This is a genomic window from Halorussus litoreus (assembly GCF_003382685.1).
GTDB classification, from domain to species: Archaea; Halobacteriota; Halobacteria; order Halobacteriales; family Haladaptataceae; genus Halorussus; species Halorussus litoreus.
This window is the reverse complement of sequence record NZ_QLVG01000049.1, coordinates 38,058-54,187: the sequence shown is the minus strand read 5'-3', so window position 1 is coordinate 54,187 and position 16,130 is coordinate 38,058. Positions and strand designations below refer to the sequence as shown.

The 16,130-nt window shown below is 68.9% G+C and carries 14 protein-coding genes; 4 read left to right on the top strand and 10 right to left on the bottom strand.

Translation table 11 applies throughout. The features are described from left to right. Positions 1-969, top strand: a 969-nt coding sequence (locus DPQ64_RS14790; RefSeq protein ID WP_115865087.1) for a hypothetical protein, incomplete at its 5' end; no start/stop codon positions are given. On the opposite strand, the gene DPQ64_RS14785 is transcribed toward DPQ64_RS14790, so the two are convergent. From DPQ64_RS14785 to DPQ64_RS18920, 8 genes are all read right to left on the bottom strand, one after another. After that, entirely contained in the window at positions 885-1,757 is an 873-nt protein-coding gene (locus tag DPQ64_RS14785; RefSeq protein ID WP_115865086.1) for a glycosyltransferase family 2 protein, read from the bottom strand. The genes DPQ64_RS14790 and DPQ64_RS14785 overlap by 85 nt on opposite strands. 70 nt (positions 1,758-1,827) lie before the next feature. After that, positions 1,828-3,669 (bottom strand): glycosyltransferase, encoded by a 1,842-nt coding sequence (locus tag DPQ64_RS14780; protein ID WP_198662149.1) that lies wholly within the window; start codon positions 3,667-3,669, stop codon positions 1,828-1,830. 86 nt (positions 3,670-3,755) lie between these two features. After that, positions 3,756-4,721 (bottom strand): glycosyltransferase family 2 protein, encoded by a 966-nt coding sequence (locus DPQ64_RS14775; RefSeq protein ID WP_115865084.1) that lies wholly within the window; start codon positions 4,719-4,721, stop codon positions 3,756-3,758. 17 nt (positions 4,722-4,738) lie between these two features. Then, positions 4,739-5,698 carry a glycosyltransferase family 2 protein gene (locus tag DPQ64_RS14770; protein WP_115865083.1) on the bottom strand — a complete coding sequence of 320 codons (960 nt, stop codon included), beginning with the start codon at positions 5,696-5,698 and terminating at the stop codon, positions 4,739-4,741. Next, a complete protein-coding gene (locus tag DPQ64_RS14765) occupies positions 5,695-6,717 on the bottom strand; it encodes an FkbM family methyltransferase (protein WP_115865082.1) in 1,023 nt (340 codons plus the stop codon). Before DPQ64_RS14765 ends, DPQ64_RS14770 begins: the two co-directional genes overlap by 4 nt. Before the next feature lie 103 nt (positions 6,718-6,820). Beyond that, positions 6,821-7,810 (bottom strand): AAA family ATPase, encoded by a 990-nt coding sequence (locus DPQ64_RS14760; protein WP_115865081.1) that lies wholly within the window; start codon positions 7,808-7,810, stop codon positions 6,821-6,823. 107 nt (positions 7,811-7,917) lie between these two features. Beyond that, the gene (locus tag DPQ64_RS14755) at positions 7,918-9,006 is read right to left on the bottom strand and encodes a DUF4350 domain-containing protein (protein ID WP_157971736.1); all 1,089 of its coding nucleotides are present in this window, start codon (positions 9,004-9,006) and stop codon (positions 7,918-7,920) included. A gap of 2 nt (positions 9,007-9,008) precedes the next feature. Beyond that, entirely contained in the window at positions 9,009-9,152 is a 144-nt protein-coding gene (locus DPQ64_RS18920) for a hypothetical protein (protein ID WP_157971735.1), read from the bottom strand. Between the two features lie 128 nt (positions 9,153-9,280). Between DPQ64_RS18920 and DPQ64_RS14750 the strand changes: the two genes are divergently transcribed. The 3 genes from DPQ64_RS14750 (at position 9,281) to DPQ64_RS14740 (ending at position 12,884) form a co-directional block, all read left to right on the top strand. Continuing rightward, positions 9,281-9,562 (top strand): hypothetical protein, encoded by a 282-nt coding sequence (locus DPQ64_RS14750; RefSeq protein ID WP_115865079.1) that lies wholly within the window; start codon positions 9,281-9,283, stop codon positions 9,560-9,562. A gap of 122 nt (positions 9,563-9,684) precedes the next feature. Then, a complete protein-coding gene (locus DPQ64_RS14745) occupies positions 9,685-10,881 on the top strand; it encodes a DUF1616 domain-containing protein (RefSeq protein ID WP_157971734.1) in 1,197 nt (398 codons plus the stop codon). After that, on the top strand, positions 10,878-12,884 hold the full coding sequence (locus DPQ64_RS14740) for a hypothetical protein (protein WP_115865077.1): 2,007 nt from the start codon (positions 10,878-10,880) through the stop codon (positions 12,882-12,884). The genes DPQ64_RS14745 and DPQ64_RS14740 overlap by 4 nt, the downstream gene beginning before the upstream one ends. Before the next feature lie 53 nt (positions 12,885-12,937). Here the strand turns inward: DPQ64_RS14740 and DPQ64_RS14735 are convergent, their stop codons facing one another. Both DPQ64_RS14735 and DPQ64_RS14730 read right to left on the bottom strand, forming a co-directional pair. Then, positions 12,938-14,170, bottom strand: a complete 1,233-nt coding sequence (locus tag DPQ64_RS14735) for a glycosyltransferase family 4 protein (RefSeq protein WP_232820594.1) — start codon at positions 14,168-14,170, stop codon at positions 12,938-12,940. Next, the gene (locus DPQ64_RS14730; protein ID WP_115865076.1) at positions 14,163-16,130 is read right to left on the bottom strand and encodes an alginate lyase family protein; all 1,968 of its coding nucleotides are present in this window, start codon (positions 16,128-16,130) and stop codon (positions 14,163-14,165) included. The genes DPQ64_RS14735 and DPQ64_RS14730 overlap by 8 nt, the downstream gene beginning before the upstream one ends.

The window sequence follows — 16,130 nt, the reverse complement described above, 5'->3', positions numbered from 1 at the left end:
GCCGACGCGGCTGCCGGCGAGTCGGTCGCGGACGCGGCAGCCGAGGAGTCGGCCGCGGACCTCGCGGCGCAGGTCGAACTGCTGGCCGCGGAGAACCGACGCCTCCGCGAGGAGTACGTTCGCGCTCGGCGGACCACCGACCGGCGCACCGCGCTGGGGCTGTTCGCCATCGGCGCGCTGGCGGTGCTGGGCGGGCTCGCGCTTCCCGGGTCGCGGGAGGTGCTGTTCGCGCTCGGAGGCACCGGGCTGTTCGGCGGACTGCTGACCTACTACCTCACGCCCGAGCAGTTCGTGGCCGCCGACACCGGCGAACGGGTGTACGCCGCGCTGGCGACCACCGGTGCGGAACTGGTCGCCGAACTCGGACTGCAGGACGACCGCGTCTACGCGCCGGTTCGGGGAGGCGAATCCGCCGACGGGAGTGACGCGAACGGTGAGCAAGTCAGCGGACGTGCGAGGCATGGAGAAGTCCGGCTGTTCGTCCCCAACCGCTCGGAGTTCGCCGTCCCGGACGGCGACGACCTCGACTCGCTGTTCGTCGTCACCGGCGACGAGCGTGAGCGCGGCGTCTCGCTGTCGCCGACCGGCGGCGGCCTCTACCGGGAGTTCGAGTCCGCGATGGTCGAGACCGTCGAGTCCCGACCGGCCGCGCTCGCGGCCCAGTTGGCCGACGCGCTCGTGGAGGGCTTCGAACTCGCCGAGAGCGCGTCCGCGGACGCCGACCCGGCGGGCGGCCGCGTGACGGTCGAAATCTCGGGGAGCGTCTACGGGGCGGTCGACCGCTTCGACCACCCGGTCGCCTCGCTCTTCGCGGTCGGACTGGCGGCGACCCTCGGCGCGCCGGTGTCCGCGACGGTGACGCCCGCCGAGGACGGCCCTGCCGACTACTTCGTCACCTGCGAGTGGGAGCCGGATGCCGTCGAGTCCGCGGAGCCGTCGACTGACTCGGCGGCATCCTCGGAGAGGTAGTGTCGCGCGACCACGTCCCAGTTCCGGACCGTCAGGGACAGCCACGTCAGGAGCGATCGATGCAGCGGGGCCCGCCGCAGCAGGGTGCGCAGGTGGTGGACCATCTTGCCGTACTCGTTCTCGGTCCAGCGGTTCCAGATCATCCTGACGTGGAACTGCCGGTAGAACTCCGGAACGTACGGCCGCGCTCTGGGGACCCGATCCTCGGCCTCGCGAGCGAACTGGCGGTGGGTCCGGTCGATGAGGTCGGGGTCGGTCCGCGAGGAGAGGCCGAATTCGTGGTGGCGGACCGTGATGAGGTCCTCGCAGAAGCAGACGCCCGCCTGTGACGCGGCCTCCATCATGAACAGGTAATCCTCCAGACGCGCCAGTGACTCCTCGAACTCGACGTCGACCCGCTCGGTGTCGATTAGGATAGAGGAGGTCAGCGACTCGATGGAGCCGACGAACACCCCGCGGACGAACGCCTGCGTCGAGCGCGGCGACCCCTCGACGCACATCCCCGCGCCGGTTTCGGACAGCCGCGCCAGTTGGCGCGACAGCTTCTCCGGATGCCAGAGGTCGTCTCCGTCGAGAAACGCGACGTACCGCGTGTCGGCCCGCCGGAGTCCCCGATTCCGAGCCCACGCGGGCCCACGGTGGTCGCGGTCGAACACGACGACGACGCGAACGTCGACCGGCCCGCGCTGTTCGAGGACGCTCTCGACGGCGTCGAACAGCATCCCCTTCGGCGTGTGGTCCGGCGAGAAGGGGATGACGACGGTGACGACCGGTGGGTACTCGGACATGCTCCGGACGCACACTCATACTTGCAGTCGACGCATAAGGGTTTTTGCAGTACGCGTACTCCCGGCACCGTTATCGTGAGATTTCCCTGGTCGAACCGCGCGTGACTCGCCGTCGGAGCCACTGTTCGAAGCCGAGCACGTCGGTCGAGAGGTCCCGCAGTTCCCACCGCACGCGGGGCCACGACTTCGCGCCGTCCACCCGCGGGAACACGTGCGGGTCGGTCCAGCGCCGCCGGGGGAGTTCCCGGTGGACGCCGTCGACCGCGTATCGGTACGCGTCCCGGACGAGAGCGACGGATTCGGCGCTCTTCCCCGAGTACGGGTAGCTGAACTGGGTCGGCGTCACCCCGATCTCGGCCTCCATGTCGGCTTTCGCGCCGCGGATCTCCTCGACGAGGCGCTCGCGGTCGTCGATCCGGCCCAAGTCCGGATGCGTTCTGGTGTGGCTCCCGAGCGTGACCAGCTCGTCGTCGGCGAGTTCGCGCAACTGGCCGGCGGTCATGTACTCGTAGTTCGCCCCCTCGTCGTGGACGAACTCCCGGTCGGTGATGGACTCGGTCACGACGAACACGGTCGCCGGGACGCCGAGCTCCCGCAGAACGGGGACCACGTGGTCGTAGAAGTCCCGGAACCCGTCGTCGAACGTGAGCGCGACCGTCTTCTCGCCGGCCCGGGAGTCGATAGCTTCCGGAAGCCCGACGATCCGATACTCCTCGTCGAGGTACCGCAGGTCGTGGCGAAGCCGAGCGGGCGAGACCTCGCCGTAGAACCCGCCGCCAACGGAGTGGTACAGCAGGACCCGATTGTCGGTGTCTGGCCAGAACCGCGTGAATCCCATCTGCGAGTCCGCTCTGGCGAACCGCTCCCAGTTCGCGGCGGCCAGATCTCCACCGCGAGCGAGGAATTCGCTTCCTCCCTGCTCGTCGTTGCGTCCATCCGGCTCGTCGTCCGACCCCGACGCCACCGTCGAACCCGCGAACGTCCTCGGCCCTGCGAACGCCTCCTCGATTTGCTCCGTCAGTGAGACGACCCTCTCCGTCAGCGAAGCTGCGCGCAACGGCAGTTCGAACGCGACCGGCCCGACGTTCGCCGCGGCGTAATAGTAGTGGTTCATCACCCGGTCGGGTGCGAGCCGACGCGCTCGGTCGAACTCAGCGGCCGCCTCAGCCATCCGGCCCTGCCGAGCGAACGCGTGGCCGCGCTTGTACCGGAACTTCGCCCGGTCGTCGGTCGGCACGAGATTCGCCTTTCGGTCCAGTAACTGCCCGAGTCCCCGGAGCAGGTCGGCGTCGCTCTCGGTGATCTGGTCGCCGTGCTTGTAGTAGCGGTACAGCGGCTCGTCGACGCCCCGAAGCGCGTACTCGTCGAGCAGCCGGAGCCAGAACTCGTAGTCGTCGACGAACGTGATCGCGGGGTCGAAGCGGCCCACGTCGTCGAACACCGACGAGCGGAGCGTCGTCCCGCCCATCCGCACCTGATACCCGTCGAGCGCGTCGACCGAGCGAACGTCGGGGCGAACGTCCAGTAGCCGCTCTCGCTCGCCAGGACCGAGCACCTCGTACGCGACGTACGTGCCTCCGTACTCCGACGGGAGATCGGACAGCGTTCGCACCGACGCCTTCAGCAGGTCGGGGTGGAACTCGTCGTCCGAATCCAGAAACGTGACGTACTCGCCGGTGGCTGCCTCGATGCCGGTGTTGCGCGCCGCCGCGAGCCCCTGATTCTCATCGTGAGCGAGGTACCGGATGCGGTCGTCGCGAGCGCGGTAGTCCGCCACGACCTCGGCGGTCTCGTCGGTCGAGCCGTCGTCGACCACGAGAAGCTCGAACTCCGGATACGTCTGGGCGAGGACGCTGTCGAGCGCGCGCGGCAGGACGCCTGCCCGCTCGTAGGTCGGGACGACGATGCTCACCGTGGGCATGTCGACGGTCGCAACAATCGACGACCGACCGATTAAAACCCGCAGTCGATTCAGGCGCGAGCGGGAGAAATCCGTCGTTACCCGAGTGCCCGACTCGCGGCGCGCGCCCACTCGACGAGCTTCGGCGGCACTCGAACGAGCGGCGGACAGGTCGACGCCGCGACGTAGTAGTAGTAGTTCATCGGCCGCCGGGGGTCCGCCGCGATGGCTCGGTGAAACTCCCGGGCGGCGCAGTTCATCCGCCCCTGTCGTGCGAAGGCGTGTCCCCGGGCGTAGCGGTGTCGGGCCGCGTACGCCGGCGGCAGGTCCGGGTGCTTGGCGAGGAGGCGCGCGACGCCCTCGATTATCTTCCCGTCGTTCGCGGTGAGCTGCTCGCCGTGCTTGTAGTAGCGGTACAGCGGTTCGTCGATCCCGACCAGATAGTGGTCCGCGACGAGTCGAATCCACAGGTCGTACTCCTCGCCGTAGGGGAACGTCTCGTCGAAGCCGCCGAGGTCGTCGAGCGCGCGCGCTCTGAGCGTCGTTCCGCCCATCCGCACCTGCCGGCCGTCGAACGACTCGACGCTGCGAACCAACCCTTCGGCGTCGTGAACCGCCGCGCGTGACCCCTCGCGCATCACCTCGTAGGCGACGAACGCGCCGGCACAGTCGGTCGGCCGGTCGGCCAGCACCGCCATCGTCTCCGCGACGAGGTCGGGGTGGAGCTCGTCGTCCGAATCCAGGAAGGTGACGTACTCGCCGGTGGCTGCCTCAATGCCGGTGTTGCGCGCCGCGGCGAGTCCCCGGTTCTCCTCGTGAGCGAGCGAGCGCACGCGGTCGTCGCGGTTGCGGTACTTCGCGACGATCTCGGCCGTCCCGTCGGTCGACCCGTCGTCGACCACGACGACTTCGAGGTCGGAGAAGCTCTGGCCTAACGCGCTGTCGAGTGCGCGCGGCAGGACGTCGGCGCGCTCGTAGGTTGGCACGATCACGGAAACGTCAGGGTCGGAGGCGAGGTTAGGGTCGAAATCGGGGTCCGGGTCGGAATCGGAATCATCGGTCATCGTTTCGGAGGGGCATCTCACCGGGAGAGCGGACCGCTTCGCCCCCGGAAGAGCCGGTCGTTCAGTCGGCCAGCGATGGAGACGGCATACAGGGGAATCTCGAACGCCCGTGGACTCAGCTTCGAGGTCGCGTAGTAGTAGTAGTTCATCAGCCGCCGCGGGTTCGCCGCGATGGCCTTCTGGAACTCCCGAGCGGCCGCCTCGAAGTCTCCCCGGCGCGCGTAGTCGTGGGCGACCACGTAGCGGTACCGAGCCTCCAAGGTGCCCGAGAGGTTGTGGGCCTGCTTTTCGAGCAGCAGCTCCGTTCCCTCGAACAGCGCGTCCCCGGGCGAGTCGGTGAGCTGGTCGCCGTGGAGGTGGTAGTCGTACAGCGGCTCATCGATGCCCTCGACGACGTACGACCGCTCGGCGAGCCGGAGCCAGAGGTCGTAGTCCTCGTGGTACCGGATCTCCTCGTCGAACCCGCCGATCTCGTCGAGCACGTCGGCCTCGACGGCCATCCCGCCCGCTCTGACGAAGTCCCAGTCGACGCCGTCGGTCGACGCGAGCGCCTCCGCGGTGATTGTCGGGGCCGCGTCGAGAACCCGGACGAGGTCGCCGTCGCGGCGCACGTTCTTCGCCACGTACGTTCCGACGCAGTTCTCCGGGGTCTCGTCGAGCACCGCCACCGACCGCTCGACGAATCGTGGCCGGAGTTCGTCGTCGGAGTCGAGGAACGCGACCACCTCGCCCTCGGCCGCCTCGATGCCGGTGTTGCGCGCGGCCGAGGGGCCGCGGTTGTCCTCGTGGACGAGATATCTGACCCGGTCGTCGCGGGCGCGGTACTTCGCGACGGTCTCGGCCGTCGCGTCGGTCGAGCCGTCGTCGACCACGAGAATTTCGAGGTCGGGGTGTGTCTGGGCGAGCGCGCTGTCGAGCGCGCGCGGCAGGACGTCCCCACGCTCGTAGGTCGGCACGACGACGCTCACCGTCCTCATGACTGGCCTCGTCCCGTAGCTCCTCCCGTCTCGTTCGTGACCGGTCCGCGGTCGCTGGAATCCTGCCCGCCACTGCTCTGCCCCGGCCAGCCGTCGCCCTGACGCCGCTTCTCGGCCCGGACGTAGTGGCCATCTCCGTACGGCCAGTCCCAGATGCGCTCGACCTCGAACCCGTGGTCGCGCAACAGCCCGTGGACGGCCTCGTCCGGAACGTCGGTCATCTCGGAGCAGACGTCGCAGTACACCAGTCGACAGTCCTCGTCAGCGAGAACGCCGTCCAGCCCCCGGAGCGCGTCGTACTCCGCGCCCTCGACGTCGATCTTTAGGACGCTCGGCGACGGAATCGACTCGCTCTCGGCCAGTTCGTCGCCGCGGACGACCCCGACCGTCGTCTCTGAAGCCCCGTGGTCTGTTTGCGGTTTCATCTCGTCGTCGACCACGACCCCCGACCCGCCGACCCCGTCCGAACCCGTGGTCCGGAACGCCATGGCCCCCGTCCGGTTCGAGAGCGCGCACTGCGCGACGCGAGCCGAGACGCCGTTGAGCGCCATGTTCCGCTCGATGCGGGCGACGTTCTCAGGCCGGGGTTCGACCGCGACGACGCTACCCGATTCGACGACCTGACCGGCGAACGCGCCGTAGATGCCGACGTTCGCGCCGACGTCCCAGAACGCGTCGTCGGACTCGATTCGCTCTAACAGGTCGACCAGCACCGGCATGTCGTCCTCGCTCTCGGGGTATCGCCGCGGCCCGTCCCGCGTCCAGAACAGTTCTGACTCGCGGATCGACCCGACGTGGAACGTACAGGTGACACCTCCTGCAGACACCTCCGCGTTCGGCGGTTTCCCGACGGGCGTCCGGTCGACGGCGAGGCCGTCGAGCGTTCGCAGCGCGTCGTAGACGCCGGTTCCGCCGAGCGCCGCTCGGGCTCGGTCGGACGCCAGCACGTCGGCGAGCGCGGTGCGCACGCGCCAGACCGTTCCGGCCAGCGACCGACGGAGTCGGTCCCCCACTACCATTCCGTGACGCCACGGCGGTCGTTCTATTAACAGTACTGCCCGTTTATCGACTAACGCTTACGTACCCGGCGTCACGCGTCGCTTCTAAGTCCGAACGGTTGGGTTACCCGTCCTCGGCGGTCGGAGCCGCGGCTTCGCTCGGCGGGGAGATGCCGTCCGGCGGTTCAACGCTTTCGAGCACGTCCGCGATCACGTCCTCGGCGGTCACGTCGCTCAGCTCGGCCTCCGCGCTCGGGACGAGCCGGTGGGCCAGCGCGGGACGAGCCAGCGCCTTCACGTCGTCCGGGATGACGTACTCGCGGCCGTGGATCGCCGCGCGGGCCTTGGTCGCGGCGAGCAGCGAGAGGGCCGCGCGGGGCGACGCGCCGTACTCCACGTCGGCGCTCTCGCGGGTCGTGGCGACAATCGTCCGGAGGTATCGCTTCACGCCGTCGGCGACGTGGACCTGCGTGACCACGTCGCGCGCGGCGAGGATGTCCTCGGTGGTGACGACCTGTGACACGTCGTCCGGGCCGAGGTCGGGTCGCTCGTCGAAGCGGTCGAGCAGTGCGAGCTCCTCGTCCTCGCCGGGCGTGCCGACGGTGATCTTGAACTGGAAGCGGTCGCGCTGGGCGACCGGCAGTTCGTAGGTCCCCTCCATCTCGATGGGGTTCTGGGTCGCCACGACGAAGAACGGCGTCGGGAGCGCGAGCGTCTCGCCGTCGATGGTGACGGTGTCCTCCTGCATGGCTTCGAGCAGCGCCGACTGGGTCTTGGGCGTCGCGCGGTTGATCTCGTCGACCACGACGAGGTTGGCGAACACCGGCCCGCGCTGGAGTTCGAACTCGCCGGTCCCCTCCCGGTAGACGTGCGTCCCCGTGACGTCCGCGGGAAGCACGTCTGGCGTCATCTGGATGCGGTTGGACTCCAGCCCCGTCGCCTGCGCGAACAGGCGCGCGATAGTGGTCTTCGCCACGCCGGGGACGCCCTCCACGAGCACGTGACTCCGGGTCAGCAGCGAGATGGTCAGGACCTCGAGGACGGCCTCGTTGCCGACCAGCACGGTCCCGATCTCCGACCGAAGGTCCTCGTAGAGGCTCGCAGGTTCGGTCATCGTGGTCCGTAACCACGGCGAGCCGGATAACTCGACTGGTCGGTTTCGACGATTTGGTCGGAATTAACTCCTCGGGCGACAGGTTCTTCGCGGAACTAACCGATAATTTATCGCTCGCGACGGCGCTGCATCGCGGCCGCGACCCGCTCGACTCGCTCGCGGTCCCACTCGGGACGCTTGCGTTCGAGGTACGCGGCCAGTTCGGACGCCGACGCCCGCGGGTCGTCCCCCGAGATTCGGCGCGCGTCGCCGTCCCTCCACCAGCGAAGTCCAGCGAGCCGGTTCGAGACGGCGGCCGGACGCCCGGCCCAGACCGCCAGCGCGCCGACTGCGAGCGCGCCGAGGCCGAACTGGACGACGGCCGAACTGCGGACGAAAAGCAGCGCGAGGATGGCCGGCGGGAGGCCGTCGGCGTGCGAGTGGTCGAGGACGACCGTCCCGTGGCCCGACTGGAGCGCCCCGACGAACGCCCGGTTGCCGGGCCGCTCGACCATCGCGTTGATGAACGCGCTGGCGTCCCCGACGACGACCACCTGCCCCTCGCCGACGCGCTCGACGGTCGCCACCGGCCGGCTTTCGAGCGTCTCGTTCGGCCCCAGAACGCCGTCGCGGTTCCCGTCCAGATACGCGTTCTCGGAGGTGTTGAGCAGCGGGGTGGCGTCCCCGGGGTCGACCGTGGTCCCGTAGTTGAGCGTCACGTTGTCGACGCCCGCGACGAACGGATGGTCGGCGACCGGCGTCGCCACCGGCATCGCCGGCGACCGGTAGTTCGACCGGGGGTCGCGCACGGGTCGGCCGTCGATCCGGGCGGACGCGCCGAGTCGCCGGAGCAGTTCGTTGGCGTGCGGGCCGTAGTCGTCGGCGACGACCAGCGTGCCGCCGCGTCGCACGAAGTCCGTGACCCGGGCCGCGTCGCCCGACGAGTACGCCTCGTCGGGAGAGAGGACAAACGCTACCGCGTCGGTCGCCCGGACTTCCGAGTAGGTCGCGGTCTCGTGGGCGAATTGGATTCGCAAGCCAGTTTCGTGAGCGATCGACCGAACGTCCGTCGTGCCGTCCCAGTCGTCGTTGTACGGGCTGTAGGACGCCGCGGACGTTGCGAGCGGAACCATCGACGTTCCCAGCACGGCAACGACGAGAGCCGCGAGGACGAAGTTCGGAATCGACGCCCACTCGCGCCAGTCGTCGCGTGCCACGGTCACGCCACCTCCGAATCGGGGTTTCGGTGGCGAGCTGGCCCGCGGCGGTCCGGAAACCGGACCGCCGCTGGCCAGCCCGCCTGCTGGTGGAGCTCCAGTTTCCGACCCGCGACGCGACGACTCCCGACCACCCCCGTTCCCATGTGCCCGAGGGTACGCTCGCCGTCGCATAGAATCGTTCGGCCGATTCCGGTCGTGCTCGGTGCGTACGAAAGCGATTCCGTAAGTTCCGGGCGGTGGCTTTTATTGAGTCGCCGTCGAACCACCGTCGATGGCGACTCACCGCCGACAGCGGTTCGTGCGCTGGCAAGTGGCGTGGATGGTCGGAACCGTGCTGGCGCTCGCGCTCGTGGAGTCGCTGACGCTGGAGGTGTTCTTCGTCGGGTCGCTCGTCGGCTTCCTCCTGCTGACGGTGTTCGTCGTCCCGCTGAACGTGACGCCCGCGTGGCGGAGCCGCCTGTGGTGGCTCCTCCTCGCGGGACTGCTCGTCTTCGGGGTCCTCGTCGCCAGACGCGTGCTCAGCATCCTGCCGTCTGGACTGCTGCCGTTCTGACCGTCGCCGGGCCGGCGAACGCGCTGGACCGAAGTCCGACTCGCTAGCGGTCGCCCGACGACGCCCGAATGAGCTTCAAATTACCACGTGGTTTTTATCCGTTGGCGGCATTGGTCGGTGTGATGTCGTGGACGCGGACGGCCGTGGGGATGGTGGGCGAGCGGACGCCCGTCGATCTCGGCGTCATCGCGGCGTGGACCGTGCTGAGCGCCGCGTGGGCCGTTACTGTCGGGAACGCGATTCAGCTCGTGACCGCCGTTCTCGCGCTTCCGATCCTGCTCGTCTTTCCGGGCTACGTCGCCGTCGCGGCCCTCTTTCCCGAGTCCTCCGACCCTGCCAGCGACGGTTCGCGGGGAGATGCCCGGCGAACTGCCGGCAGTTCGCCGGGCATCTCCCCGCTCGAACGCGCGGTCCTGTCGGTGTTCACGTCGCTGCTGGTCGTTCCCCTCGCGGCGCTCGCGACCAACTTCACCCCGTGGGGGATCGGCCCGGCGACGATACTGTTCGCCGTGAGCCTCGTGACCCTCGTCGGGACTGCTGGCGCGACCGTCCGACGGTTCGGCGTCCCGCCGGACCGGCAGTTCGGCTGGGCGGTCGACGATCTGGAGGCTGCCGGACGGAGTGGACGGAATCCGGTCGGGACGATTTCGCGTGCAATGGCCGGCGAATCGACGGCCGCGACGGCCCTGAACGTCGTCCTCGTCGTGGTCGTCGTGGCGGCCGTCGGGAGCGTCGCGCAGGCCGTCGTGCTCGACAACGGGCCGGGCTACACCGAGACGTACCTGCTGACCGAGAACGAGTCGGAAGGGCTCGTCGCGGCGGGCTACCCCACGAACCTGACCGCGGGGGAGTCGACGCCGTTGATCGTCGGCGTACAGAACCACCACTCACGAGCCAGCGAGTACACGATAGTCGCCCAACTCCAGCGCGTGGAGTCGTCCGGGAACGCGACCGGAGCGTCCAGTAACGCGACCAGGGCGTCCGAGAACGCGACCGAGGTGGTCGAGACCCAGTCCGTCGGGGAGTTCGACCGCAGGCTCGCTCCCGGCGAGCGCGCGCTCGTCGACCACGCCGTCACGCCGGAGCTGACCGGCGACCGGCTCAGACTGACTTACCTCGTCTACCGGGGGGAACCGCCAGCCGAGCCGTCGGCGGCGAACGCCGACAGCGAGGTTCACCTCTGGGTCGGCGTCAGTGGGAACGAATCCGGAGCGAGCCAGTTGATTGGTGCGAGTCGACTGTCCGGAACGAATACGCTGTCCCAGGCAAGTCAGCTGTCCGGACCGAGTTCGCGGGCGTGCCAGATGGTGTGTTCATGAACCCCGTCGAGTTCCTCCGTCGGCATCCCGCGGTGCTCGTCCTCGTCGTCCTCGCGCCCGTCATCGCGGCCGCGTGGCGCTACCTTCCGCTGTCGACGGCCATTCGGGCCGTGTTCCTCGTCGTCGCGTTCCTGACGAGCGTGGCGGTGTTCTACGCCACTAATCGTGCGGACGGGGGTGACGGGACAGACGCGCCAGAACGAGAGATCCGCGGCTCGGACTGGACCTACGCCAAAATACTCACCATCGCGGCTGGCCTCGCGATCTGTGCTACCGTCTGGCTCGGCTCGCGAGCGCCGTGGGTGGCCGCGTTCCTCGGGCTCGGCTACCTTGCCGTCGCGTACCAGCTTCGCCGAGACGCCGCGCCGACCGCTCTACTGTACGAACTCGTACTCCTGTTCGCGGTGCCACTGTTCGCGAAGTTCCTCACGACCGGGCTGTACTTCGGCGGCGGGGACGTCCTCCGGCACGTCACGTTCGTCAATCGAATGCTCGACGCCGGAAGCGTCCTCGCGATTCAACCGTCGGCCTACTGGATGTACCCGGGGTTCCACCTGCTCGTCGGCTCGTTCGCGGAGCTGCTGGGGCTGACGACGTACGACGCGATGGTCCTGACGGGGCTGGTGGCCTACTCGGCGCTCGTCCCGCTGGTCTACCTGACCGTGCGAGCGCTCTGGGGCGACGAGGCTGTCGCGTTCGGGACGGTGATCGCCTTTACGCTACTGCTAGTTCTGAAACCGTACGTGCTGGCGTTCTACCCGCAGGCGCTGGCCGTCGCGATGCTGTTCGTCGGCGTCTACCTCAACGCGAGCCTATTCACCGCGGAGACAGCGAGGGCGGCTCGTCGGTACGCCGCGGTCGTTCCGCTGCTCGCGGTCGCTATGGCGACGACCCACCACCTGACGTTCGTCATCGCGCTGGTCCCGCTCGGTCTGCTGCTCGGGCTGCTTGTCGTCCAGCGGGGCGTCGCGGCGAGCGACTTCCGGAGCGCCCTGTCGAGAGCGTCGAACGTCCAGGTGGTGTACGCGTTCCCGCTGCTCATCGCGGCGGTCGTGCTGTTCGCCTACTGGCTGTACACGCCGAGCATCTTCCTGACCCGTATGGTCGGCGGCCTCGTCACGTTCTTCGTGCTGACGACCGGCGGCGGAGAGGGAGGTGGGATCTTCCTGTACGGCGTCGGGCTCGTCACCGACGACGTTCGAACCGCGATCCGGTGGCTCTACTCGCCGGACGGGATCTACTATGCGCTCTTGAGCGGGCTCCTTCTGGTCGCGTTCTACGAGACAGTCCAGCACTGGCGACGCCATCTGGATCGGATGCCGCTCCTCGCGACGGGGCTCATCCTGAGCGGGCTGCTGTTGCCGCTCCCGCTGCCGGTTCCGTGGCTGGACCGCATCCGGCTGCTCGTCGCCATCGTCGCAGTGTTTCCGCTCGGCGTGGCGCTGTCGCGACTCGCCCGGACGAACCCGCGATATCCGCGCTACGCGGTCGGCGCGCTCGTACTGATCGCTGCGGGAGCGAGCGCGTCGTTCGCCGCGCCGGTCGCTCGCGACCTCGACTCGCTACACACGGACAAGCAGCGCGTCCAGATCGAGTACGGCGAGCGCGAGTACCGGACCGTTCAGTCGCTCTCGTCGTTCCTCGACGACCACGCGGCAACGACGAACACGGGCACGCAGCTGATCCGGAACACGTTCCTCAGCGAGGGCTATCGCGGGAGCAGCATCGGGCTGTCGCCCGAGGAGGACGGCATGTCGGCAGCCGCCGGGCTGATGATCGTCCGCGAGGAGTGGACCGACCACAAACTGCTGCTGGTCGACGGCAGTCAGGTTACGATCTCCGACGACAGATTCGCCGTCGCCGAAGCCCGACGGAACAAGGTGTACGAGAGCGGCGGCACGTCGCTGTTCTGGTCGGACAGCGAGTTCGTCGGCGTGTTCGGTCGCAGCGAGACCGCGTCGGGGAACGCTACTCCGGCCGCGCAGAACGGCACGGCCGCATAGAACGACACGATCGCGCCGAATGTTACCTTCCTCGGTCCGAGCGACGGCTCGCGTCAGACGTCGCGTCGGTGGAGTGCCTCGGCGTGGAGGTCGGTCAGTCGCTCGGCGTGGGCCTCCCACGTCCAGCCGCGGTCGAGCAGACGTTCGAGCCCCCGTGCGCCCATGCGCTGGAGTCGGTCGAGGTCCGTCAGCAGCGATTCGAGCGCGGCCGTGAGCGCGGCCGGATCCCGCGGCGGGACGAGGACACCCGTCTCGCCGTCCGCGACCTGCTCGGGGATACCACCGGCCGACGAGGCCAGCACCGCCGTCTCGCTCGCCATCGCCTCGTAGATCACCATCGGTCGGCCCTCGGCGTGGCTCGGCAGCACGAGCAGGTCGGCGACGGCGAACCACCGCCGGACCGCGACGGGCGAGAGCTTCCAGTGGACCTCCGAGCAGTAGGGGCTGGCCTGAAGCGCGTCGTACAGCTCCCACCGCAGGTCGCCGCCGTGGCCGATGCAGACGACGTGGGCCTCGGGCACGTCGAGTCGTTCGATCGCCGCGATCAGCTCATTCACGCCTTTCGCTTCGCTGAAGTGGCCGCAGAAGACGACGACCGGAACCTCGGGGTCGACGCCCAGTTCGCGCCGGAGCGCCGCCTCCCTGTCGACGGGGAACCGATCGGGGTCCGCGCCGAGCGGGAGGACGGTTACCTTCCCGCCGGGTACGAACCGCTCGGCCTTCTCGGCGAGCGCCTCGCTCACGCAGAGGACCCGTTCGCTCACGGCGAGCGTCTCCCGAATCCTCGAGCGGACCGCCTCCGAGCGCTCGTCGAACCGGTTCAGCACCGTGCCGTGCGCGACGACGAACAGCGGCACGTCGTGGGTCCGACAGTACGGGAGCACGCCATACCCGTCGAGGTAGATGTGGCCCGCCTGGACCACGTCCGGGCGGGGCAGGTTCTTCTCGACGTACGGCAGCACTCGCTTGGCGTAGGAGTCGCCCGAGACGTGGTAGAACTGGGCCTTGGGCAGGGCGTAGAGGAATCGCGGGTGGTGGACGACGTAGGCGTTCTGGCGCTCCACTGTGGGAATCCTGCGATACTCAGAGTACGGACCGACCGGGGGCGCGTACGGCCGGGGCGACACCACGTCGAGGTCGACGTTCGTCTGCGACACCGCCTCCAGCAGCCGCTGGTTGAACAGGCCGCGGTACGGGCTCACCGGGTCTGGGTGGTTCACCGCGCTGGCGAGGAGGCGGTAGTTCTCGTCGTTCATCGGCTCGTCACGCATCGGTTCGTCACTCATCCGCCCGACGCACCTCCGGAAATCGTTCGTACTCGCCGTCGAGCCGGAGTCCGACGGGTGTCCGACCGTCGAAATTCCGGCCGTCGCGCTCCACGGCCACCGTCTCGCGCCTCGTCGTGCTGAGGAGGAATCCGAACTCGGTGTCGGTTCCGCCGCGCGCGCGGAGGTCGAGCATCGGGCGTCGCTCCTCTAGACCGAACTCGGGATAGTAGTTGCTCTCGCCGAGAGCGACCTCGTCGGCGTCCAGCGCGTACAGCCAGCACGTCGCGTCGTCCAGCGAGAGCGCGAACCGGTCTTCCGTCTCCCGCTCGACGGTGGCCCCCGGGGCGAGGTGGAGGCGGCTGTGAGCCGTTCGCGAGTCAGCCCCCTCGACTTCGTCCCAGACGAGCCACCACGACGGTCGATGGTAGACCTTGCGGCGGTGGGCGTACTCCCGGCGAACCCCGGAGCGAGTCTCGTAGCGCCCCGAAAAAGCGGCCCCGTCGCCGCTGGCCCGGTAGGTCGCTGTCGGGCGGATGCGGCGACCCATCAGGTAGCGGTCCCCGATCTCTATCGGTTCGGCGTCGCCTACCTGAACCGTGTTGTGGCTGCGGACGCTCCGCGCATCGGTCCGGTAGGCGTCGGGCGCGTAGTGGAACACCCCGGTGTCAGTGACGAGCCGCCGGCCGTCGAGCCAGAGGAGCACCTGCAGGTGGTCGTTGTGCGCGTGCCCCGGGAGATGTGGCGGCCCCGGCGGCCCGCCGTCCACGAGGAGCCGATCCGGTCCGAACCCCAGCCAGTAGTAGCCCGAATCTGGAAGCGACGTGCGCTCACCAGTCGGATGCTCTGGGCTCGGGGCCACACCGAGTGCATCGGCGTACGCGAGGACTGCTTGCGTCGAGAGCGCCTCCCCGAACACAGAGTCGTTGAGCAGCGGCAATTCGCCGTCCGGCGAACAGAGCTCCCTGACGAACCGAACCGCGTCCGCGGCGGTCCGCCGAACGACGGTCGGGACCGGGTAACCGACGGCGTCGAGCACGTCGACGGCCGTCAGGAAGTCCTCCAGAACGAGCAGGTGGTACATCGAGCTGCGCTCGAAGTGACCGCCGTCGGCGAGCAACTGCGTCTCGGCGACCTCGCGGAGCACCTCGACGCCCGCGTCGAGCCACGAGCCGCCGTGGTCCGGAAACAGCGAGCCCGCGACGACGAGCGCCGCACCGTTCTCCGCGAGGTGGTTCCCGCCCACGTCGGTTTCGAGGTTGTTCCGGAGGAAGATGGCGTTCTTGTAGATTGCGCGCCGAAGCTCGGGAAAGTTCGGGGCGCTCGGGCCGTCCGAGTTGTCGTCGCGCGTCGACCGCCACGCGAGATACCGCGCCCAGTGTTGGAGCCGCAGCGAGACGGCGAACGGCGTCCACGCGCGCCGGAGGTAGCCCTCGCTCCCGAGCGGGTGGGTCGCCGTCCAGTCGCGAATCCAGCTCCGGAACAGGTCGTCGAGTTCCCGCGTCGGATGGTCGGTTTCGGGGACCGGGTCGTCGGGTTCTGACCCCGGATCGTCGTAGCCGAGGACCGCCCACGACAGCGGGACGAACCCGTGGAGCTTGATGCGCCAGAGCCGGGGGTACTCGGCGAGCGCGTCGTGGTCCCAGTCGATGTCCGCGGGGTCCTGGAAGCGTATCGACCGATTCAGGAAGCGCAGCGTTCCGTCGAGCGCGAGTTCGGCTCCCTCGCGGCACCGCGCCCGCTCGACCTCGGTGAGGCTCGCCCGGAGTTTCGCCGTGTTCGCCCGGAGCGGTCCGGCATCGATCGACAGGTCCGACGGTATCCGGCGCTCGTACCGGCCGTCGAAGTCGACGGGGAGCGACGGGATGACGGCGTGGCGGAGCTTCCGCTCGGTGATGCCGAGCAACTGCTCGGGCCGCATGTGGCTCGCGGTCGAGAGCAGCAGTCGCCAGCGGTCCGACCGCGATTCTGCGCCTGCCAT

Excerpts from the sequence above, each read along its gene's own strand:
- DPQ64_RS14785 (WP_115865086.1), bottom strand. The coding sequence starts at position 1,757 with ATGTCCGAGTACCCACCGGTCGTCACCGTCGTCATCCCCTTCTCGCCG.
- DPQ64_RS14775 (WP_115865084.1), bottom strand. The coding sequence starts at position 4,721 with ATGACCGATGATTCCGATTCCGACCCGGACCCCGATTTCGACCCTAAC.
- DPQ64_RS14770 (WP_115865083.1), bottom strand. The coding sequence starts at position 5,698 with ATGAGGACGGTGAGCGTCGTCGTGCCGACCTACGAGCGTGGGGACGTC.
- DPQ64_RS14765 (WP_115865082.1), bottom strand. The coding sequence starts at position 6,717 with ATGGTAGTGGGGGACCGACTCCGTCGGTCGCTGGCCGGAACGGTCTGG.
- DPQ64_RS14760 (WP_115865081.1), bottom strand. The coding sequence starts at position 7,810 with ATGACCGAACCTGCGAGCCTCTACGAGGACCTTCGGTCGGAGATCGGG.
- DPQ64_RS18920 (WP_157971735.1), bottom strand. The coding sequence starts at position 9,152 with ATGGGAACGGGGGTGGTCGGGAGTCGTCGCGTCGCGGGTCGGAAACTG.
- DPQ64_RS14750 (WP_115865079.1), top strand. The coding sequence starts at position 9,281 with ATGGCGACTCACCGCCGACAGCGGTTCGTGCGCTGGCAAGTGGCGTGG.
- DPQ64_RS14745 (WP_157971734.1), top strand. The coding sequence starts at position 9,685 with ATGTCGTGGACGCGGACGGCCGTGGGGATGGTGGGCGAGCGGACGCCC.
- DPQ64_RS14740 (WP_115865077.1), top strand. The coding sequence starts at position 10,878 with ATGAACCCCGTCGAGTTCCTCCGTCGGCATCCCGCGGTGCTCGTCCTC.
- DPQ64_RS14735 (WP_232820594.1), bottom strand. The coding sequence starts at position 14,170 with ATGAGTGACGAACCGATGCGTGACGAGCCGATGAACGACGAGAACTAC.
- DPQ64_RS14730 (WP_115865076.1), bottom strand. The coding sequence starts at position 16,130 with ATGGCAGGCGCAGAATCGCGGTCGGACCGCTGGCGACTGCTGCTCTCG.